Below are 16,242 nucleotides of genomic sequence, written 5' to 3'. Positions count from 1 at the left end.
ACCGGCGGTGGGCGGGCCAGGCGTGCCCGGGGGGCCGGTGCTTGATGCTACCGACCCCACCACGTGGCGCAGTCGCCCTCTCGCTCAGCGTGAAACGGATCACCCATTCGAGCGACAAATCAGTCGTTGACTGTTTCGATTCCGTCGCTTCCTTCGGTTCCCGCGCCGCTGCGGGCGTCCGGCCTCAGCCGAGCCAGGCGGGGTCGACGGTGCCCTCGGCGACGATCACGGCGGGGCCCGTCATGTCGATCTGCCCGTCGGGGTGCTCGGTGATGACCAGCGTGCCGCCGAGCACGTCGACGGTGTACGTGACGGGGGTGCCGCTCTCGGCGGGGTCGGCGCCGTCCCGGCGGGCGGTGGCGACGGCGACGGCGCACGCGCCCGTGCCGCAGGAGCGGGTCTCGGCGGCGCCGCGCTCGTGGACCCGCATGGCGACGTGGCGGGGGCCCCGGTCGGCGACGAACTCGATGTTCACCCCGTCCGGGTAGACCGCGGCCGGGGAGTACGGCGGCTCGGTGAACAGGGTGCCCGCGTGGTCGAGGTCCTCGACGAACGCGACCGCGTGCGGATTGCCCATGTTCACGTTGCGCGCGGGCCAGCTGCGGCCGTCGACGGTGACGGTGACGCCGGCCTCGGGGAGGACCGCGCGACCCATGGCGACGGTGACGGAGCCGTCCTTGTCGAGGTGGACGCGCTTGATCCCGCCGCGGGTGGCGACGGCGACCTCGCCGGCGGTGACGTGCCCGGCGTGCTCCAGGTAGCGGGCGAAGACCCGGACCCCGTTCCCGCACATCTCGGCGACCGAGCCGTCGGCGTTCCGGTAGTCCATGAACCACTCGGCCTCGTCCGCCATGTGCCGGGCCTCGGGGTGGGCGGCGCTGCGCACGACGTGCAGCAGTCCGTCGCCACCGATGCCGGCCCGTCGGTCGCAGAGGCGCGCGACGGCGGCGGGGGGCAGGTCCACGGCGTTCTCCGCGTCGGGGACGATCACGAAGTCGTTCTCGGTGCCGTGGCCCTTGAGGAATCTGAGGGGCGGATGTGCTGAGGTCTGCGCGCTGGTCACGAGATCAACTGTACGGGGTGCCCCCGACAGGCCGCCCGGTCGTCCACAGGGCGGTCGACACGAGGTCGCGGGCCGGTCGCGTGGCCGGCTTCGTACGAGGCGGTCCCGTCGCGTGGTCGGCTCCCTACGAGGCCGTCCCGTTCCGTGGTCGGCTCCGTGCGAGGCCGTCCCGTCGCGCGGCCGGCTCCGTACGAGGCGGTCCCGTCGTGCCGTCAGCGCAGGCGGGCGACGCGCCAGACCGCGAGGGCGACCAGCGCTGCGATCGTTGTCACGTACAGCGCGAGGTAACGCCAGTTCGGGCGCTCGCCCGAGCCGCGCTGCGGGAGGCCCGGCCAGGTGTAGCCGACCTTGCGGGCGGCCATCATGCCCCAGCCCGCCGCGCAGAAGCTGATCAGCAGACCCAGCATGGCGAGGACGGCGCCGCCGTCCCCCGAGCCGAAGGCGAGCGGGAACGCGAACATCAGCGAGCCGACGGCCGCGAGACCGACGATCGGGGCGAGCTGCCAGATCCTCAGCCGGCGCTGCGGACGCAGTTCGACCTCGACCTCGTCGGCGTCCACCTCGACGGCGGTTCCCACCGCGTCGTCGGGGCCGTCCGGGGTCAGCCCCGGGGCACCGACCGGCAGGCCGTCGGTCGGAAGGCCCGGTGTATCACCCGTCGGGTCACCGAGCGCCGATTCGTGCTGTTCTCTGTCGCGAGGGCCGGCCTCCATCGCCACGCGCCCTCCCCACTCGGACTCCACTTGGTCGATCGATGCTCGATGATGGCACGCTCCTGACCGCCGAAATGACGGGCAGGGCGTCCCGATGCCATCACGTGATCAGGCTGTAACCGCTCGTTCGACCAACGAGAGCGCCTGCCCCGGGAGTTCCCCCCGGTGATCGGCGGCTCCGCTGAGCCAGTGGACGCGCGGGTCGCGGCGGAACCAGGAGTCCTGGCGGCGGGCGAAGCGCTTGGTGGCGCGCACGGTCTCGGCGCGCGCCTCGTCCTCGGTGCACTCGCCCGCGAGCGCGGCGAGGACCTGCTGGTAGCCGAGGGCGCGGGCCGCGGTGCGCCCCTCGCGCAGGCCCTGGGCCTCCAGGGTGCGCACCTCGTCGACGAGACCGGCCTCCCACATCCGGTCCACGCGCGTGGTGATCCGCTCGTCGAGCTCGGGGCGGCCCACGTCGACACCGATCTGGACGGTGTCGTAGACGGAGTCGGGACCCGGCAGATTGGCCGTGAAGGGCTTGCCGGTGATCTCGATCACCTCGAGGGCGCGGACGATCCGGCGCCCGTTGCTGGGCAGGATCGCGCGGGCCGCCTCGGGGTCCGCTTCGGCGAGCCGGGCGTGCAGGACGCCGGGGCCGCGCTCCTCGAGCTCGGCCTCGAGCCGGGCCCTGACGGCGGGGTCGGTGCCGGGGAACTCGAGGGCGTCGACGGCACCCCGTACGTACAGACCGGAGCCGCCGACGAGGACGGGGGTGCGGCCGGCGGCGAGCAGCCGGTCGATCTCGGCGCGGGCGAGCCGCTGGTACTCGGCGACGCTGGCGGCCTCGGTCACGTCCCAGATGTCGAGGAGGTGGTGCGGAACGCCGCCGCGTTCCTCCGGCGTCAGTTTGGCGGTCCCGATGTCCATCCCCCGGTAGAGCTGCATGGAGTCTGCGTTGACGACCTCGCCCCCGAGCTGCTGGGCCAGGAATACACCCAGATCGGACTTTCCGGCCGCTGTGGGACCGACAACGGCGATGACCCGCGGGGCGGGAGCTGCGCTTCTCACCGCACCAGTCTCGCAAACCTCCCGGCCCGTCCCCGAATGAGCTACGTGACGGGGGCTCATCCGGCTTCGTTGCCTGTTGCGAGGTTCCGGCCGTCGATCATCACGGAATCCCTCCCATCCGAGTACGCTATGGAGTGAATATGGGCGTTTTTGCAGTGTTTCGCCGTAAGAAGAAGGATGCGGCCGCGGGTTCGTCGGAGGAGACGGAGACCGGGGCCGTGGTTCCGGCGGCGGACGGCGACACGGAGACGGAGCCCGGGACGGAGGCCGGGGCGGACACCTCGGAGGCCGCGACCGTATCCGCGGTGGACGCGGTGAAGGCCACGACGGCGGACGGCGACGTCGCGGACGAGGTGGAGACCGGAGCGGTCGCCTCCGAGCTCGTGGATGTCGTGGAGATCGTGGACGTCGTGGATGTCGTGGATGTCGTGGAGATCCCGAAGCAGCAGTCCGCCGAGGCCGCCGCGGACAACGAGGCCGGCGAAGGCGCCCGTAAGTAGGCAGCACACGGAAGACGGACTCCTCGGGGGTCCTCGGAGGGAAGGTGCCCCATGGGTCTCCTGGATTCGCTGAAGGCAAAGCTCGCCCCGGCCAAGGACAAGGTCGCCGACCTCGCGCAGCAGCACGGCGGCAAGATCGATCACGGCATCGACAAGGCCGCGAAGCTGGTCGACGAGAAGACCAAGGGCAAGTACAGCGACAAGATCCATTCCGGTACGGACAAGGCCAAGGACGCACTGGACCGGATCGGTCACAAGGACGACGGCACGCCGGGGAGCGGCGGCACCCCCGGGACAGGCCCGACGCCCGGCGTCGGCCCCTTCCCCGGGACCGCCCCCTCACCTGGGTCCGCACCCTCGCCCGGCAGCGGGACCACGCCCGGCAGCGGCGGCACGACACCGCCGCCGAGCGCCTGACGTCCGGCGTCGCACGGCAGTCCCTCCGCACGGCGGACGGCCGCGGAGCACCTCGCTCCGCGGCCGTCCGCCGTTTCCGCAGTTCTGCGTGCCGGGGTCTCAGGACCAGGCGGCCACGAAGTACCCCACGCCGTACGGGGCGTCCTCGAACAGCAGCCGTCCGTCGAGGTCCGCACCCTCCGCGGCGCCCGCGAGGACCTGCCAGGGGGCGCGGCCGGCCGCCTTCAGCTCGTACGCGAGCTCCGGCTCCAGGGCCAGGAGTGCGGCCGCGTCGGCCGTGCCGAGGGCGCGGGCGGCCTCGGCGTCGAAGCCGGCGGCCCGCTCGTCGAGGTAGCCCGGGGCCTTCACGGTCCGGCAGGCACTGCCGTCGCCCATCACCAGGAGGGCGACCCGCTCGGCCGAGTCGGCAAGGCCGCGGCCGATCCCGGCGCAGACGTCCGGCGTCGCCGTCGGTTCGACGCCCACGCCCTCGATCGGCGCGTCGGCCCACGCGGCCCGGCCGAGGAGCCAGGCGCCGACGGCGAGGGAGGCGGGCAGCGGACGGTCGGCGGCGGACCGGCCGCCGTCGTCGGCAGGGCCCCCGCTCCGAGCGGCGGACTCCCCGCCCTCGGCGGGCGATCCCCCACCCGCAGGTACGGAGTCGCCGAGCCGTACGGAGAGGTCGACGCCGAAGCCCGCGAAGGAGCCGGTCGAACCCGCCGGGAAGACGCCGTGGGCGCCCTCGGCGGCCGGCCCGACGACGTACAGCCGGTCGGGGCGCGCCGCGGCGAGCAGCCCGACGACATCCGTGCAGGCGGCCCGCGCGGCGTCCAGCTCGGGGGCGGCGCCGGTCGCGACCTCGGGCACGAGGAGCGGCGGGCAGGGGCAGACGGCGGCGGCGACAAGCATGATCGGCAGCCTACTGCGCCCCGCCCCGTGGGGCCGGGTTCCCCGGGCCCCCCGACACGCCGTCCGTCCCGGCGCGCCGCTACTCGGGCGCCCCGGCCTTCGAATCGTGGACCAGCTCGGCGATGCCCATCGTGATCTCGGTCAGCGTCACCGCGCCCTTGACGATGACCAGGTAGCTGTCGCCGCCCGGCATGCGGTAGACCTCGCGCCACTTCTCCCGCATGGGCGCGCGGTACGCCCTGGTGGCGGCGAGCAGCGCCTCCCGGGCGTCGTCCCGGGTGCCGGTCACCCGGGCGACCACCTCGGTGAAGTAGGAGTCACCCGATCCGTACTGCGCGTAGACGATCCACTTCTCCATGCGTTCCCCCCACAGGTACGGACGGGTTTCAGTGGCTCCCACAGGCCGGGACCTCGGCCGCCGGGAGCGGCTCAGGGACCCCGATCTTCGGCAGCCCGAGCAGCACGCCCGCCGGCTTGGCGGCGGCCGCGGTGGTGCGCTTCTCCCAGGCGTCGCCGGCGCGGGTGCGGCGCACCGCCGCGACGGGGCCCTCGGCGAGCAGGTGGTGCGGGGCGGCGTACGTGATCTCGACGGTCACGACGTCGCCGGGGCGGACATCCTCGTCCGGCTTGGTGAAGTGGACGAGCCGGTTGTCGGGGGCACGGCCCGAGAGGCGGTCGGTGGCGCCGTCCTTGCGGCCCTCGCCCTCGGCGACCATGACCTCCAGGGTGCGGCCGACCTGCTTCTTGTTCTCCTCCCAGGAGATCTCCTCCTGGAGCGCGACAAGACGCATGTAGCGCTCCTGCACGACCTCCTTGGGGATCTGGCCCTCCATGTCGGCGGCCGGGGTCCCGGGGCGCTTGGAGTACTGGAAGGTGAAGGCGTTCGCGAAACGGGCCTCGCGCACGGCGTGCATGGTCTGCTCGAAGTCCTCCTCGGTCTCGCCGGGGAAGCCCACGATGATGTCGGTGGAGATGGCGGCGTGCGGGATGGCCGCGCGGACCTTCTCGATGATGCCGAGGAAGCGCTCCTGCCGGTACGAGCGGCGCATCGCCCGGAGGATCGAGTCCGAGCCGGACTGCATCGGCATGTGGAGCTGCGGCATCACGTTCGGCGTCTCGGCCATCGCCGCGATCACGTCGTCGGTGAAGTCGCGGGGGTGCGGGGAGGTGAAGCGGACCCGCTCAAGGCCCTCGATCTGGCCGCAGGCGCGCAGCAGCTTGGAGAAGGCCTCGCGGTCGCCGAGGTCGGACCCGTACGCGTTCACGTTCTGGCCGAGCAGGGTGATCTCGCAGACGCCCTCGGCGACCAGCGCCTCGATCTCGGCGAGGATGTCGCCGGGGCGGCGGTCCTCCTCCTTGCCGCGCAGGGCCGGGACGATGCAGAAGGTGCAGGTGTTGTTGCAGCCGACGGAGATCGAGACCCAGGCGGCGTACGCGGACTCGCGGCGGGTCGGCAGCGTGGAGGGGAAGGCCTCGAGCGACTCGGCGATCTCGATCTGCGCCTCCTCCTGCACGCGGGCGCGCTCCAGGAGGACGGGCAGCTTGCCGATGTTGTGCGTGCCGAAGACCACGTCGACCCAGGGGGCCTTCGAGACGATCGTCTCGCGGTCCTTCTGCGCGAGACAGCCGCCGACGGCGATCTGCATGCCGGGGCGCGTGGTCTTCATCGGGGCGAGCCGGCCGAGGTTGCCGTACAGCTTGTTGTCGGCGTTCTCGCGGACCGCGCAGGTGTTGAAGACGACGACGTCGGCGTCCCCGTCGGAGCCCTTGGGGGCCTTGACGTAACCCGCCTCTTCCAGCAGACCGGAGAGCCGCTCGGAGTCGTGGACGTTCATCTGGCACCCGTAGGTGCGGATCTCATAGGTCTTGGTGCCGTCAACGCTCACTGCGGTGCTCCGGTCGCTGCTGCTCGTCATGCGTCCAAGGGTAGGCGGTCCCCGGACAGCCTCCGGCCGGACCGGGAGCGGACGCGGCGGCGGAGGCCGGCGGCGGACCGGGAGCCGGGGGACGCTCCGGGCCCGGAGCCGGAGGCGGAGCAGGAACGGGAGCCGGACCAGGGCGCCGGGTGTTGGTCGGTATCCGGGCTGCGCGCCCGTGACTCTGCGGTTTCCCGCAGGGTGGGGCTTACGGGAAACCGCACCGGTGTGGGAGGGAACCCTCGTACCGGCGCTGAGCTGCGCTTCCTAGGTTCGAGGGAGAAAAGCGGGCACCCGCCCCGCACCCTCCCGGCCGGCTTGGAGTCCAGTCATGCACCTCGATCTCACGACCCTGGCGATCGCCCAGCAGCCCGCCGGCGGCGTCGCCGGCTGGGCCGCCGGCCTCGTCGACACGATGGGCGGCCCCGGCGCCGGCCTCGCCATCGCCCTGGAGAACCTCTTCCCACCGCTGCCCAGCGAGGTGATCCTGCCGCTCACCGGTTTCGCCGCCGGCCAGGGGGTGCTGAGCCTGGCCTCGGCGCTGTTCTGGACGACGCTCGGCTCGGTGGTGGGAGCCGTGGCGCTCTACTGGATCGGGGTGCTCTTCGGCCGGGACCGGATGCACGCGATCTGGCGGAAGCTGCCCCTGGTGAAGTCCTCGGACCTGGTCCGCACCGAGGAGTGGTTCGCCCGGCACGGCACCAAGGCCGTCCTGCTAGGGCGGATGGTGCCGATCTTCCGGAGCCTGATCTCGGTTCCCGCCGGGGTCGAGCGGATGCCGATGCCGCTCTTCATCATGCTCACCACGCTCGGCAGCCTCGTCTGGAACAGCGTCCTCGTGGTGGCCGGCTACTGGCTGGGCGACCGCTGGGACGTCGTGGAGACGTACGTGGGCGTCCTGTCGAAGGCGGTGCTCGTCATGGTCGTCGCCGCCGTGGCGGCCTATGCGGCGGTCAGGCTGCGCGGCCGCTCGGGGGCCGCCCGGCACCGGCGCGCGTCGTGAGCCACTGCTGCCGCCCCACTGGTACGGCACCGCTTCCCGCACAGCTCTGGCGATCTTGCCCGGGTTGTGCGGGCGCACTAGTCTCGGGCCCCGTGCACGGGGACGGGGAGTCGGCGAGTACCGGGAACACCGCGGGTGGGGACGGGCCCGCCATCCGTACGACCGTCCCCTCCTGGCCCCGCCGCGGCCTCGGGACCCTCGTCGGCTGCGCGACCGCGCTGCTCGGCGCCCTTTCCTTCCTGGTGGCAGGAACGGCCCTGGGCCCGTTCCTGCTCCGGCCGCGCACCCGCGCCCGCGCCCGGGGGGTGCTGATGGCCGGCGCACGGCGCCTGGCCACGGTCGAACGGGTCCGCCGCTCCGCCTTCTTCGGCGATGTCTTCCCCGAGCACTACAGGGCCTCGGACCGGAAGGTCCTGCGCTACCTCGCGGTCCGCTGCTGGACGGGACTGCTCTGCGCGGTCGTGATCGCGCTGCTCGTCCTCGGCGCCGTGCTGGCCGGAATCCTCGCGTACGGCGTAGGACGGGGCACCCTCGACTGGGACGAACTGCTCACCCAGGTCCTGCTCGGCGGTGTGCTGCTCTTCCTCGACGTCCAGGGCCTGTGCTCGCTGGCCGCGCTCGACGCCCGTATCGCCCGTGAGTGCTTCGGTCCCTCCGAGCGGGAGCTGCTCCGGCGCCGTATCGACGAACTCGCCGCCAGCCGGGCCGCCGTCGTCGAGGCCGTGGACGCCGAGCGCCGGCGCATCGAGCGAGACCTCCACGACGGGGTGCAGCAGCGCCTGGTGGCGCTCGCCGTGCTGATCGGACGGGCCCGCCGAGGCCGCCGTCCCGAGCAGGCCGAGGCGCTGCTGCTCCAGGCGCACCAGGAGTCCCAGGGTGTGCTGACCGAACTGCGCGAGGTGGCCTGGCGGGTGTACCCGTCGGCGCTCGACAGCCTCGGGCTGGAAGAGGCGATCGGCGGAGTCGCCGAGCGGAGCGGCATCCCGCTGAGGACCCGTTTCGAGGTCGCGGCGCCGCTGCCCAGGCCGGTCGAGACGGCCGCCTACTTCGTGGTCTCGGAGTCCGTGACGAACGCCGCCAAGCACTCCTCGGCCTCGGCGATCGCGGTGACCGTGGCCCTCGACGGCACGCGGCTCACCGTGCGGGTCGAGGACGACGGCACGGGCGGCGCGCGCGAGACCGGCAGCGGGCTGACCGGACTGCGCAGCCGGGTGGCCGCGCTCGACGGCGTGCTGCACATCCACAGCCCCCTCGGGGGACCGACCACCATCACCGCGGAGCTGCCGTGCGCGTAATCCTCGCCGAGGACTCGACCCTGCTGCGTGAGGGCCTCGTCAGGCTGCTCGCCGAGGAGGGCCACGAGGTCCTGGCGGCGCTCGGGGACGCGGTGTCGCTGCTCAAGGAGGTCGAGGAGCGTCGGCCGGACGTCGTCGTCGTCGACATCCGGATGCCTCCGACCCACACCGACGAGGGGCTGCGGGCGGCCGTCGAGATCCGTGAGCGCCGGCCGGAGGTGGGCGTGCTCGTGCTCTCGCAGCACATCGAGCGCCACTACGCGGCCGAGCTCCTCGCGTCCAACGCCGAACGGGTCGGCTATCTCCTCAAGGACCGGGTGGCCCAGGTCGACGAGTTCCTCGACGCGCTGGAGCGGATCCACGCCGGCGGGGCCGCCATCGACCCGGAGGTCGTACGGCAGCTGGTCGTCCGGACCACCCACGGGGATCCGCTCGCGCGGCTGACGCCGCGGGAGCGGACGGTCCTCGAGGCGCTGGCGGAGGGACACACGAACGCGGCCATCGCGCAGAAGCTTCACATCTCGCTGAGTTCGGTGGAGAAGAACCTCAACTCCGTCTTCGACAAGCTGGAGTTGACCGGTACGACCGGCTACAGCCGGCGGATCCTCGCGGTGCTCCGCTATCTGGAGTCCTAGCGGAACCGGACTCGTAGCGGGCACGGATTCGTCGCGGGCACGGACTCGTCGCGAATTCGGACTCGTCGCGGGCACGGACTCGTCGCGAATCCGGACTCGTCGCTGGACCGCCCGGCCGCGCTCACCCCCGCCACTCGGCGAGGACCTCCGCCGTGTGCTCGCCGGGGAGGGGTGCGCGGCTCGGGGCCGCAGCGGGGGTGCGGTCGAAGCGGGAGGGCGGGGCGGGCTGGAGGGTGGCGCTGTCGCCGACCGCCACGAAGGCGCCGCGGGCGGCGAGTTGGTGGTGTGCGGCGGCCTCCGCCGCCGTGAGCACGGGGGCCACCCCCGCGTCGACGGCGTCGAAGAGCTTCACCCAGTGCTCGCGGTCCCGGGTCGCGAAACGGGCCGCGATCAGCTCGCGCAGCGCGGGCCAGGCCGCCGGGTCGGAGCGGTCCGGGAGGCCGCTGTCCTCGGGGAGGGTGCCGGCGTCGGTGAGGCCCAGCTGCTCCAGGAGGTTCTGGTAGAGCCGGGGTTCGATGGCGGCGACCGCGAGGTGGTGGCCGTCGGCGGCCCGGTAGAGCGAGTAGTGCGGGGCGTCGGTGACGGTGTGGTTGCCCGGGACCTCGCGCCACTGGTGGATCAGCGTGGAGATCAGGGCGGCGCCGTCCGCGAGCGCGGTGTCGACGACCTGGCCCCGGCCCGAGCGCTCCCGCTCGTGGAGCGCGGCGAGCAGTCCCTGCACATGGGCGTTGGCGCCGCCGGCGAAGCTGGAGAGGTACGCGGTCGGCGGCAGCACCGGCTCCCCGGTGGCCGGGTCGACGTCGAGGGCCCCGGTCAGGGCCAGGACCGCCAGGTCGTGGGCCGCGCGGCCGGCCCACTCGCCCTGCTGGCCCCAGCCGCTGACCCGTCCGTACACGAGGCGCGGGTTGCGGGCGTGGGCCGCCTCCGGCCCGATGCCGAGCCGGTCGGCGACGCCGGGGCGGAAGCCCTCGACCAGGATGTCCGCGTGCTCGACGAGCGACAGGGCCTGCTCGACGCCCTCGGGGCTCTTGAGGTCCAGGGCGACCGAACGGCGCCCGCGGGAGAGCGGGTTCTCCGCCGGGCGCGGCTCGTCGGCGCCGGCGGCTTTTCCGGGCGCCCGGTCGACCCGTACGACATCGGCACCGAGCCCCGCCAGGACGGTTCCGACGAACGCCGTCGGCGCCGAGCCCGCGAATTCCAGTACGCGCACTCCGGTCAGCGGTCCCGCCATGGCCAACTCCCTCGTGTCCAAAGGTCTGTGATGCTTTCCACGGTATTCGGCAGGACGCGGGAAGGGACTGCGGAGATCCGTAGCGTCCGGAATTCGGCGGCGCCCGAGACTGGGGGAATTCCCCCTTTCCCGATTTCGAAAGGCATGACGAAATGGCCGTCGTCTACACCGCAGAGGTCACCTCCACCGGAGACGGGCGCAACGGCGCCGTGCGTTCCTCCGACGGGCTGCTCGACCTTCCGCTGTCGAGCCCCAAGGCCGTGGGAGGATCCGGCACCGCGAGCAACCCCGAGCAGCTCTTCGCCGCCGGCTACGCCGCCTGCTTCCACAGCGCGCTCCGCGTCTCGGCGCGCGAGTCCAAGGTCACGCTGACGGACGACACGGTCGTCGCCGAGGTGGCGCTCCACAAGGAGGACAGCGGCTTCCATCTGTCGGTCGTCCTCACGGTCGAACTTCCCGGTCTCGACGCCGACGAGGCCCGTCGCCTGGCCGACGCGGCGCATGGGCGGTGCCCGTACTCGAAGGCGATCCGGGGGAATGTCGAGGTGCGGGTGAACCTCGCCTCGTAAACCGCCTCCCGACGGTACGGAGATGAATCCGTGCCGATGCGAATCCGTGCCGGTGTCCTTCCACGCGGAGGTGAGTCCGCGCCGATGGGAATACGGTCGGAGGTGAAAGGGGAAGGCCCCCGTGGTCCTGCCACGGGGGCCTTCCTCGTCTCTCGTCCGCGGCCCTGGCGTCAGGGCGTCGCCGCCGCGGCGGCCGCGGCCGCCGCCGGCAGTGCCTCGACCACCCGGCTCACCGCCCGGTCGTCGTGCGAGGCCGAGATGAACCAGGCCTCGAAGGGCGAGGGCGGCAGGTAGACGCCGCGGCGCAGGAGCTCGTGGAAGAACGGCGTGTAGCGGTACGACTCCGTGGCGCGGACGCCGTCGAAGTCGACGACCTCGTCCTCGGTGAAGAAGACCGAGAACATCGTGCCGGAGTACTGGACGCGGTGCGCCACGCCCTCCTTGGTCAGCGCCGCCGAGACCTCGCGGCCGAGCGTCGCCGAGACCTCGTCGAGCCGCTCGTACACCTCGGAGGTGCTGTGCCGGAGGGTGGCGAGGCCGGCGGCGGTGGCGACCGGGTTCCCCGAGAGGGTGCCCGCCTGGTAGACGGGTCCGGCCGGGGCCAGGTGGGCCATCACGTCGGCCCGGCCGCCGAAGGCCGCCGCCGGGAAGCCGCCGCCCATGACCTTGCCGAAGGTCAGCAGGTCGGGGGCGACGCCGTCCCGCCCGTACCAGCCGGAGCGGCTGGCCCGGAAGCCGGTCATCACCTCGTCGGAGATGAAGAGGGCCCCGTGCCGTGAAGTGATCTCCTTCAGGCCCGCGTTGAAGCCGGGCAGCGGCGGCACGGCGCCCATGTTGCCGGGGGCGGCCTCCGTGATCACGGCGGCGATCTCGTCGCCGATCTCGGCGAAGACCTTCTCGACGGAGGCCAGGTCGTTGTACGGCAGGACGATCGTGTCGCTCGCCTGGGCTCCGGTGACGCCCGGTGTGTCGGGGAGCGCGAAGGTCGCGAGACCGGAGCCGGCCGAGGCGAGCAGCGCGTCCACGTGGCCGTGGTAGCAGCCGGCGAACTTCACGATCTTGCCGCGCCCGGTGAAGCCGCGGGCGAGGCGGATCGCCGACATCGTCGCCTCGGTGCCGGAGCTGACGAGGCGGACCTGCTCGACCGGGGCGACCCGCTCGACGATCTCCTCGGCGAGCTCGACCTCCCCGGTGGACGGCGCGCCGAAGGACGTGCCGAGCGACAGGGCCCGGGTGACCGCCTCGACGACGGCCGGGTGCCGGTGGCCCAGGATCATCGGACCCCAGGAGCAGATCAGGTCGACGTACTCGTTGCCGTCGGCGTCGGTCAGGTACGGGCCCTGGGCCGAGGCCATGAAGGGCGGGGTGCCGCCGACGGCCCCGAAGGCGCGCACCGGGGAGTTGACGCCGCCGGGGGTGACCCGGCGGGCCCGCTCGAAGAGCGCTCTGCTCGCGGTCCCTGCGCCGCTCATCGCCCGGCCTCCCCGGGGGCCTCGAAGCCGAGGGCCGCGTCGAGGACGACGGCGCCCTTCGGCAGGACGCGGACGGGGTTGAGGTCCAGGGCGAAGCCCGCGGGCCAGTCCTGCACCAACTCACCTACCTTGTGAAGGAGTTCGGCGGCGGCCTCGATGTCCACCGCGGCCCGCCCGCGCGTCCCGCCGAGTATCCTCGCGCCGCGCAGCCCGGCGAGGAGTTCGGCCCCCTCGCCGGGGGCGAGCGGCAGGAGCCGGTGGCCGACGTCGTCCAGGACCTCGGTGAAGATCCCGCCGAGGCCGGCGGTGAGCACCGGGCCCAGGTCGGTGGTGTGGACGCCGACGATCAGCTCGACGCCCTCGCCCTCCTCGTCGATCAGCTCCTCGACGAGCACCTGTCCGCCGAGCGCGGCGAGGCGGGCGTGGACCTCGGGCGCGGTGTCGGCGGTGACGCCGATCTCCACTCCCCCGGCCTCCGTCTTGTGGAGCAGGCCCGGTACGACGGCCTTGAGCACCGCCGTACCGCCCACCTCGGTCACGGCGCGCACCGCGTCCTCGGCGTTCTCGGCGATCCGGCCCTTCGGGACCGCGATCCCGGCCTCGGCGAGGAGCCGCTTCAGCTCGGGCTCGCCGGCCTCGGCGCCGGGGCCGGGCACGGTCCCGGGGCGCGGGGCGTCCGGCAGGGTACGGGGGCGGCTGACCTCCCAGAGGGCGGCGGCGGCGCGCAGGGCGCGGGCCGGCGTGGGGTACTCGGGGAGCCCGGCCTCGCGCAGGTCGCGCGGGGCGTCGGGGGCGAGGAAGTCGGCGCCGGTGCGGGCGACGAGGATGGGCTTGCCGCCCTTCTCGGCTGCCCGGGAGAGGGCGTTGACGGCCTTCTCGACATCGGGTCCGGCCATCACGCAGAAGGCGGCGACGATGATGTCGACGGTGTCGTCGGCGATCAGGACGTCGAGGGAGCGGTCGAAGAGCGACGGGTCGCTGAGGACCGTGGCCGTGATGTCCACGGGGTTGTCGATGGCCCCGAAGGCGGGGACGATCTCGGCGAGCGCCTCCTTGCTGCGCGGCTCGAGGGCGCTGAGCTCCAGGCCGTGGGCCTCGACGGCGTCGGCGGCGAGGATGCCGGAGCCGCCGGAGGTGGTGACCACGGCGACGCGGTTCCCGGTGGGGCGCCGCTCGGACTCGAAGACCCGCGCCACGTCCAGGAGTTCGTCGATGTCGTCGACACGGACGATGCCGAGGCCGCGCAGGGCCGCGTCGAGGACGCGGTCGTCGGTGGCGAGGGCGCCGGTGTGCGAGGCGGCGGCTCGGCCGCCGGCCTCGGTACGGCCCGACTTGAGCAGGGCCACGGGCTTGCCGGAGCCGGCCAGTTCACGGAGGGTCCCGATGTCCGGGGTGTCCTCCAAGTAGCCGAGGAGACCGGTGACTTCGGGGACGGCCGCGAGTTCGCGGAGGACTTCGAGGGCGGTGACGTCGGCGTCGTTGCCGGTGCTGACGACCCAGCCGGGGCGCAGGCCCCGCTCCAGGGCGAGGCTGGCGGCCCCGAAGCCGAGGGCGCCGCTCTGGCTGACGAAGGCGAGGGTGCCGGGCTCGAAGGGGACGGACTCGGCGCCGAAGAGGGGGCTGAAGGTGGCGAGGACCCGGTTCTCGTATCCGACGGCGCCGATGCAGTTCGGGCCGATGATCCGCAGGCCCCCGGCGCGGGCCTTGGCGACGATCTCGTCCTGGAGCCTGGCGCCCTCCTCGCCCGTCTCGGCGAAGCCGGAGGAGGCGATGACGGCGAGCTTGACGCCGGCGGCCACGCAGTCGTCGACAGCGCCGGCGACCCGTTCGGCGGAGACCATGATCAGGGCCAGGTCGACGGGGCCCGGGGCGTCCTTCACGCTGGGGTACGCGGGAACTCCGAGGATCTCCGGGGAGCGCGGGTTGACCGGCAGGATGCGGCCCTTGTAGCCGTACCGGAGGAGGTAGTCGAGCGGCTTGCGGCCCAGGGCGCCGGGGCGCTCGCTGGCGCCGATGACGGCGATGGATTCGGCTTCCCAGAGAGCCGAGATGTCACTCATGCGATGGCCTCGATCTTCGTCTCGTTCTGTGCGTTCGGGTCGTTCTGTGCGTTCGGGGGGTTCTGTGCGTGCGGGTCGTTCGGGGTGGTGCTTCCGGCGCCGCCGCCCTCGGCGTCCGCCGCCGCGAAGAGGCGGGTGAAGGCGGCGATGTGCCGGGCGCCGTCCGGGTCGGCCGCCAGCTCCCGCACCAGGACGGTGGGCTGGTGCAGGGCCTTGTCGACGATGCGCCGTACGCTGCGGTCGATCTCCCGCCGCACCGTGCCGTCGATGCCGTCGATGCCGTCCAACCGGCGTGTGAGACGGTTGAGTTCGAACTCTGCCGCCTGGGTGGCGGCGGTCCGGAGCGCGGTGAGGACCGGCTTGGCGCCGGCGAGCCGCAGCCCGGTGCGGAACTGCTCGACCTCCGCGTCGATCAGCTCGTGCGCGGCCTGGACGCTGGCCGCCGAGATCTCGTCCTCCTGGCCCTCCTCCGCGATGCGGCGGAGGTCGACGAAGGTGACGCCGGGCAGTTCGGCCGCGCCGGGCGCGATGTTGTGCGGCAGGGACAGGTCGAGCAGGAACAGCTCGCGGCCGTCCCGGGCGGCGAGCGCCTCCTCGACGTCCCGGGCGGAGACGAGGTGGCCGGTGGCGGCGGTGGCGCCGACGACCACGTCCACCTCGGTGAGCAGCTTGGGCAGGTCCGTCAGGTCGTACCCGACGCCCCCGGTGGTCTCGGCGAGCCGCTGCGCCTTCTCCGGGGTGCGGTTGGCGACATGGACGCGGTCGAGGCCGGAGCGGCGCAGCGCGGCGACGACGACCCCGGCGAAGGCGCCGGCGCCGATGACCAGGGCGGTCTTGCCGTGCAGGGAGCCGACCCGGCGCTCGAAGAAGCCGAGGCCGGCGGTGGCGAGCGAGCGGCCGGCCTCGTTGAGCCCGGTCTCGTTACGGGCCCGCTTGCCGACCCGCAGGGCGGTCTGCACGGCCTTGGCGAGGACCCGGCCGGTCCGGTCGAGCCGCTGGGACCGTTCGAGGCCCAGCTTCACCTGGCCGAGGATCTGGTCCTCGCCGACCACAACCGATTCGAGTCCGGAGGCCACGGCGAAGAGATGGCGTACGGCTCCGTCGGCGTGGTGGCTGTAGAGGTGCGGGGCGATCTCGTCGTGGTCGACTCCGGTGTGCTCCGCGAACAGCTTTCCGAGGCCGATCAGTTCGCCGGCACCTGCCGGTTCGCCCGCGTCCCCGAAGCCGGTGGGGCCGCCCCGGGTCTCGGCGTAGATCTCCAGGCGGTTGCAGGTGGAGACGACGACGGCGGCGTCGATGCCGTCGACGGAGGTGACGTCGGAGACGAGGTCCTCGGCGGGCCGGTCGGTGCCGGCGAGTCTCTCCAGGAGGTCGAGCGGGGCGCTGGCATGGCTGATGCCGAGGACCAGCATGGTGGAGGACGGGCTCACCGG

General features: G+C 73.2%; 16 protein-coding genes. 6 read left to right on the top strand and 10 right to left on the bottom strand.

The window, feature by feature from the left end; translation table 11 throughout:
• Nucleotides 1-184 precede the first annotated feature (184 nt).
• The 3 genes from dapF to miaA form a co-directional block, all read right to left on the bottom strand.
• The gene (gene dapF / locus ACIP84_RS31200; protein WP_401802368.1) at nt 185-1,063 is read right to left on the bottom strand and encodes a diaminopimelate epimerase; all 879 of its coding nucleotides are present in this window, start codon (nt 1,061-1,063) and stop codon (nt 185-187) included.
• 212 nt (nt 1,064-1,275) lie between these two features.
• On the bottom strand, nt 1,276-1,776 hold the full coding sequence (locus ACIP84_RS31195; protein WP_401802611.1) for a hypothetical protein: 501 nt from the start codon (nt 1,774-1,776) through the stop codon (nt 1,276-1,278).
• Nucleotides 1,777-1,884: 108 nt separating this feature from the next.
• A complete protein-coding gene (miaA, locus tag ACIP84_RS31190; RefSeq protein WP_209497154.1) occupies nt 1,885-2,823 on the bottom strand; it encodes a tRNA (adenosine(37)-N6)-dimethylallyltransferase MiaA in 939 nt (312 codons plus the stop codon).
• Between the two features lie 140 nt (nt 2,824-2,963).
• Between miaA and ACIP84_RS31185 the strand changes: the two genes are divergently transcribed.
• Both ACIP84_RS31185 and ACIP84_RS31180 read left to right on the top strand, forming a co-directional pair.
• Complete coding sequence (locus tag ACIP84_RS31185) at nt 2,964-3,323, top strand: hypothetical protein (protein ID WP_401802365.1); 360 nt, start codon at nt 2,964-2,966, stop codon at nt 3,321-3,323.
• A gap of 51 nt (nt 3,324-3,374) precedes the next feature.
• Nucleotides 3,375-3,740 (top strand): antitoxin, encoded by a 366-nt coding sequence (locus ACIP84_RS31180; RefSeq protein WP_401802363.1) that lies wholly within the window; start codon nt 3,375-3,377, stop codon nt 3,738-3,740.
• Nucleotides 3,741-3,839: 99 nt separating this feature from the next.
• Here ACIP84_RS31180 and ACIP84_RS31175 read toward each other — a convergent pair whose 3' ends face one another.
• The 3 genes from ACIP84_RS31175 to miaB all read right to left on the bottom strand — a co-directional run bounded on the left by ACIP84_RS31175 (nt 3,840) and on the right by miaB (nt 6,544).
• Nucleotides 3,840-4,628 (bottom strand): class III extradiol dioxygenase subunit B-like domain-containing protein, encoded by a 789-nt coding sequence (locus ACIP84_RS31175; RefSeq protein WP_401802360.1) that lies wholly within the window; start codon nt 4,626-4,628, stop codon nt 3,840-3,842.
• 79 nt (nt 4,629-4,707) lie between these two features.
• Entirely contained in the window at nt 4,708-4,986 is a 279-nt protein-coding gene (locus ACIP84_RS31170; RefSeq protein WP_401802357.1) for a hypothetical protein, read from the bottom strand.
• A 28-nt stretch (nt 4,987-5,014) separates the two neighbouring features.
• Complete coding sequence (gene miaB, locus ACIP84_RS31165; protein WP_401802355.1) at nt 5,015-6,544, bottom strand: tRNA (N6-isopentenyl adenosine(37)-C2)-methylthiotransferase MiaB; 1,530 nt, start codon at nt 6,542-6,544, stop codon at nt 5,015-5,017.
• Between the two features lie 331 nt (nt 6,545-6,875).
• Here miaB and ACIP84_RS31160 point away from each other — a divergent pair, with 331 nt between their 5' ends.
• The 3 genes from ACIP84_RS31160 (at nt 6,876) to ACIP84_RS31150 (ending at nt 9,477) form a co-directional block, all read left to right on the top strand.
• Nucleotides 6,876-7,547 (top strand): DedA family protein, encoded by a 672-nt coding sequence (locus tag ACIP84_RS31160; RefSeq protein ID WP_355959626.1) that lies wholly within the window; start codon nt 6,876-6,878, stop codon nt 7,545-7,547.
• A 152-nt stretch (nt 7,548-7,699) separates the two neighbouring features.
• Nucleotides 7,700-8,842: a sensor histidine kinase gene (locus ACIP84_RS31155; RefSeq protein WP_401802608.1), complete on the top strand. Its 1,143-nt coding sequence runs from the start codon at nt 7,700-7,702 to the stop codon at nt 8,840-8,842.
• Nucleotides 8,833-9,477, top strand: a complete 645-nt coding sequence (locus ACIP84_RS31150) for a response regulator transcription factor (protein WP_355959628.1) — start codon at nt 8,833-8,835, stop codon at nt 9,475-9,477. The genes ACIP84_RS31155 and ACIP84_RS31150 overlap by 10 nt, the downstream gene beginning before the upstream one ends.
• A 121-nt stretch (nt 9,478-9,598) precedes the next feature.
• On the opposite strand, the gene ACIP84_RS31145 is transcribed toward ACIP84_RS31150, so the two are convergent.
• Nucleotides 9,599-10,708, bottom strand: a complete 1,110-nt coding sequence (locus ACIP84_RS31145; protein WP_355959630.1) for a CaiB/BaiF CoA-transferase family protein — start codon at nt 10,706-10,708, stop codon at nt 9,599-9,601.
• A 152-nt stretch (nt 10,709-10,860) separates the two neighbouring features.
• Between ACIP84_RS31145 and ACIP84_RS31140 the strand changes: the two genes are divergently transcribed.
• Nucleotides 10,861-11,277, top strand: coding sequence for an organic hydroperoxide resistance protein (locus ACIP84_RS31140; protein ID WP_355959632.1), 417 nt, complete (start codon nt 10,861-10,863; stop codon nt 11,275-11,277).
• Nucleotides 11,278-11,447: 170 nt separating this feature from the next.
• Here the strand turns inward: ACIP84_RS31140 and hemL are convergent, their stop codons facing one another.
• From hemL to hemA, 3 genes are read right to left on the bottom strand one after another with little or no spacing between them, the layout of a single operon-like run.
• Complete coding sequence (hemL, locus tag ACIP84_RS31135; RefSeq protein WP_355959635.1) at nt 11,448-12,749, bottom strand: glutamate-1-semialdehyde 2,1-aminomutase; 1,302 nt, start codon at nt 12,747-12,749, stop codon at nt 11,448-11,450.
• Nucleotides 12,746-14,809: an acetate--CoA ligase family protein gene (locus tag ACIP84_RS31130; RefSeq protein WP_401802350.1), complete on the bottom strand. Its 2,064-nt coding sequence runs from the start codon at nt 14,807-14,809 to the stop codon at nt 12,746-12,748. Before ACIP84_RS31130 ends, hemL begins: the two co-directional genes overlap by 4 nt.
• A complete protein-coding gene (gene hemA / locus ACIP84_RS31125; protein WP_401802348.1) occupies nt 14,806-16,239 on the bottom strand; it encodes a glutamyl-tRNA reductase in 1,434 nt (477 codons plus the stop codon). Before hemA ends, ACIP84_RS31130 begins: the two co-directional genes overlap by 4 nt.
• Nucleotides 16,240-16,242: the final 3 nt, after the last annotated feature.

It is taken from the genome of Streptomyces sp. NPDC088707 (assembly GCF_044752725.1).
Lineage (GTDB): Bacteria > Actinomycetota > Actinomycetes > Streptomycetales > Streptomycetaceae > Streptomyces.
The sequence above is the reverse complement of the archived record's forward strand: the minus strand, read 5'-3'. Positions and strand labels throughout refer to the sequence as shown.

Coding starts and splice junctions, on each gene's coding strand:
- ACIP84_RS31195 (WP_401802611.1), bottom strand. CDS start 1,776: ATGGAGGCCGGCCCTCGCGACAGAGAACAGCACGAATCGGCGCTCGGT.
- ACIP84_RS31185 (WP_401802365.1), top strand. CDS start 2,964: ATGGGCGTTTTTGCAGTGTTTCGCCGTAAGAAGAAGGATGCGGCCGCG.
- ACIP84_RS31180 (WP_401802363.1), top strand. CDS start 3,375: ATGGGTCTCCTGGATTCGCTGAAGGCAAAGCTCGCCCCGGCCAAGGAC.
- ACIP84_RS31175 (WP_401802360.1), bottom strand. CDS start 4,628: ATGCTTGTCGCCGCCGCCGTCTGCCCCTGCCCGCCGCTCCTCGTGCCC.
- ACIP84_RS31170 (WP_401802357.1), bottom strand. CDS start 4,986: ATGGAGAAGTGGATCGTCTACGCGCAGTACGGATCGGGTGACTCCTAC.
- miaB (WP_401802355.1), bottom strand. CDS start 6,544: ATGACGAGCAGCAGCGACCGGAGCACCGCAGTGAGCGTTGACGGCACC.
- ACIP84_RS31160 (WP_355959626.1), top strand. CDS start 6,876: ATGCACCTCGATCTCACGACCCTGGCGATCGCCCAGCAGCCCGCCGGC.
- ACIP84_RS31145 (WP_355959630.1), bottom strand. CDS start 10,708: ATGGCGGGACCGCTGACCGGAGTGCGCGTACTGGAATTCGCGGGCTCG.
- ACIP84_RS31140 (WP_355959632.1), top strand. CDS start 10,861: ATGGCCGTCGTCTACACCGCAGAGGTCACCTCCACCGGAGACGGGCGC.
- hemL (WP_355959635.1), bottom strand. CDS start 12,749: ATGAGCGGCGCAGGGACCGCGAGCAGAGCGCTCTTCGAGCGGGCCCGC.
- ACIP84_RS31130 (WP_401802350.1), bottom strand. CDS start 14,809: ATGAGTGACATCTCGGCTCTCTGGGAAGCCGAATCCATCGCCGTCATC.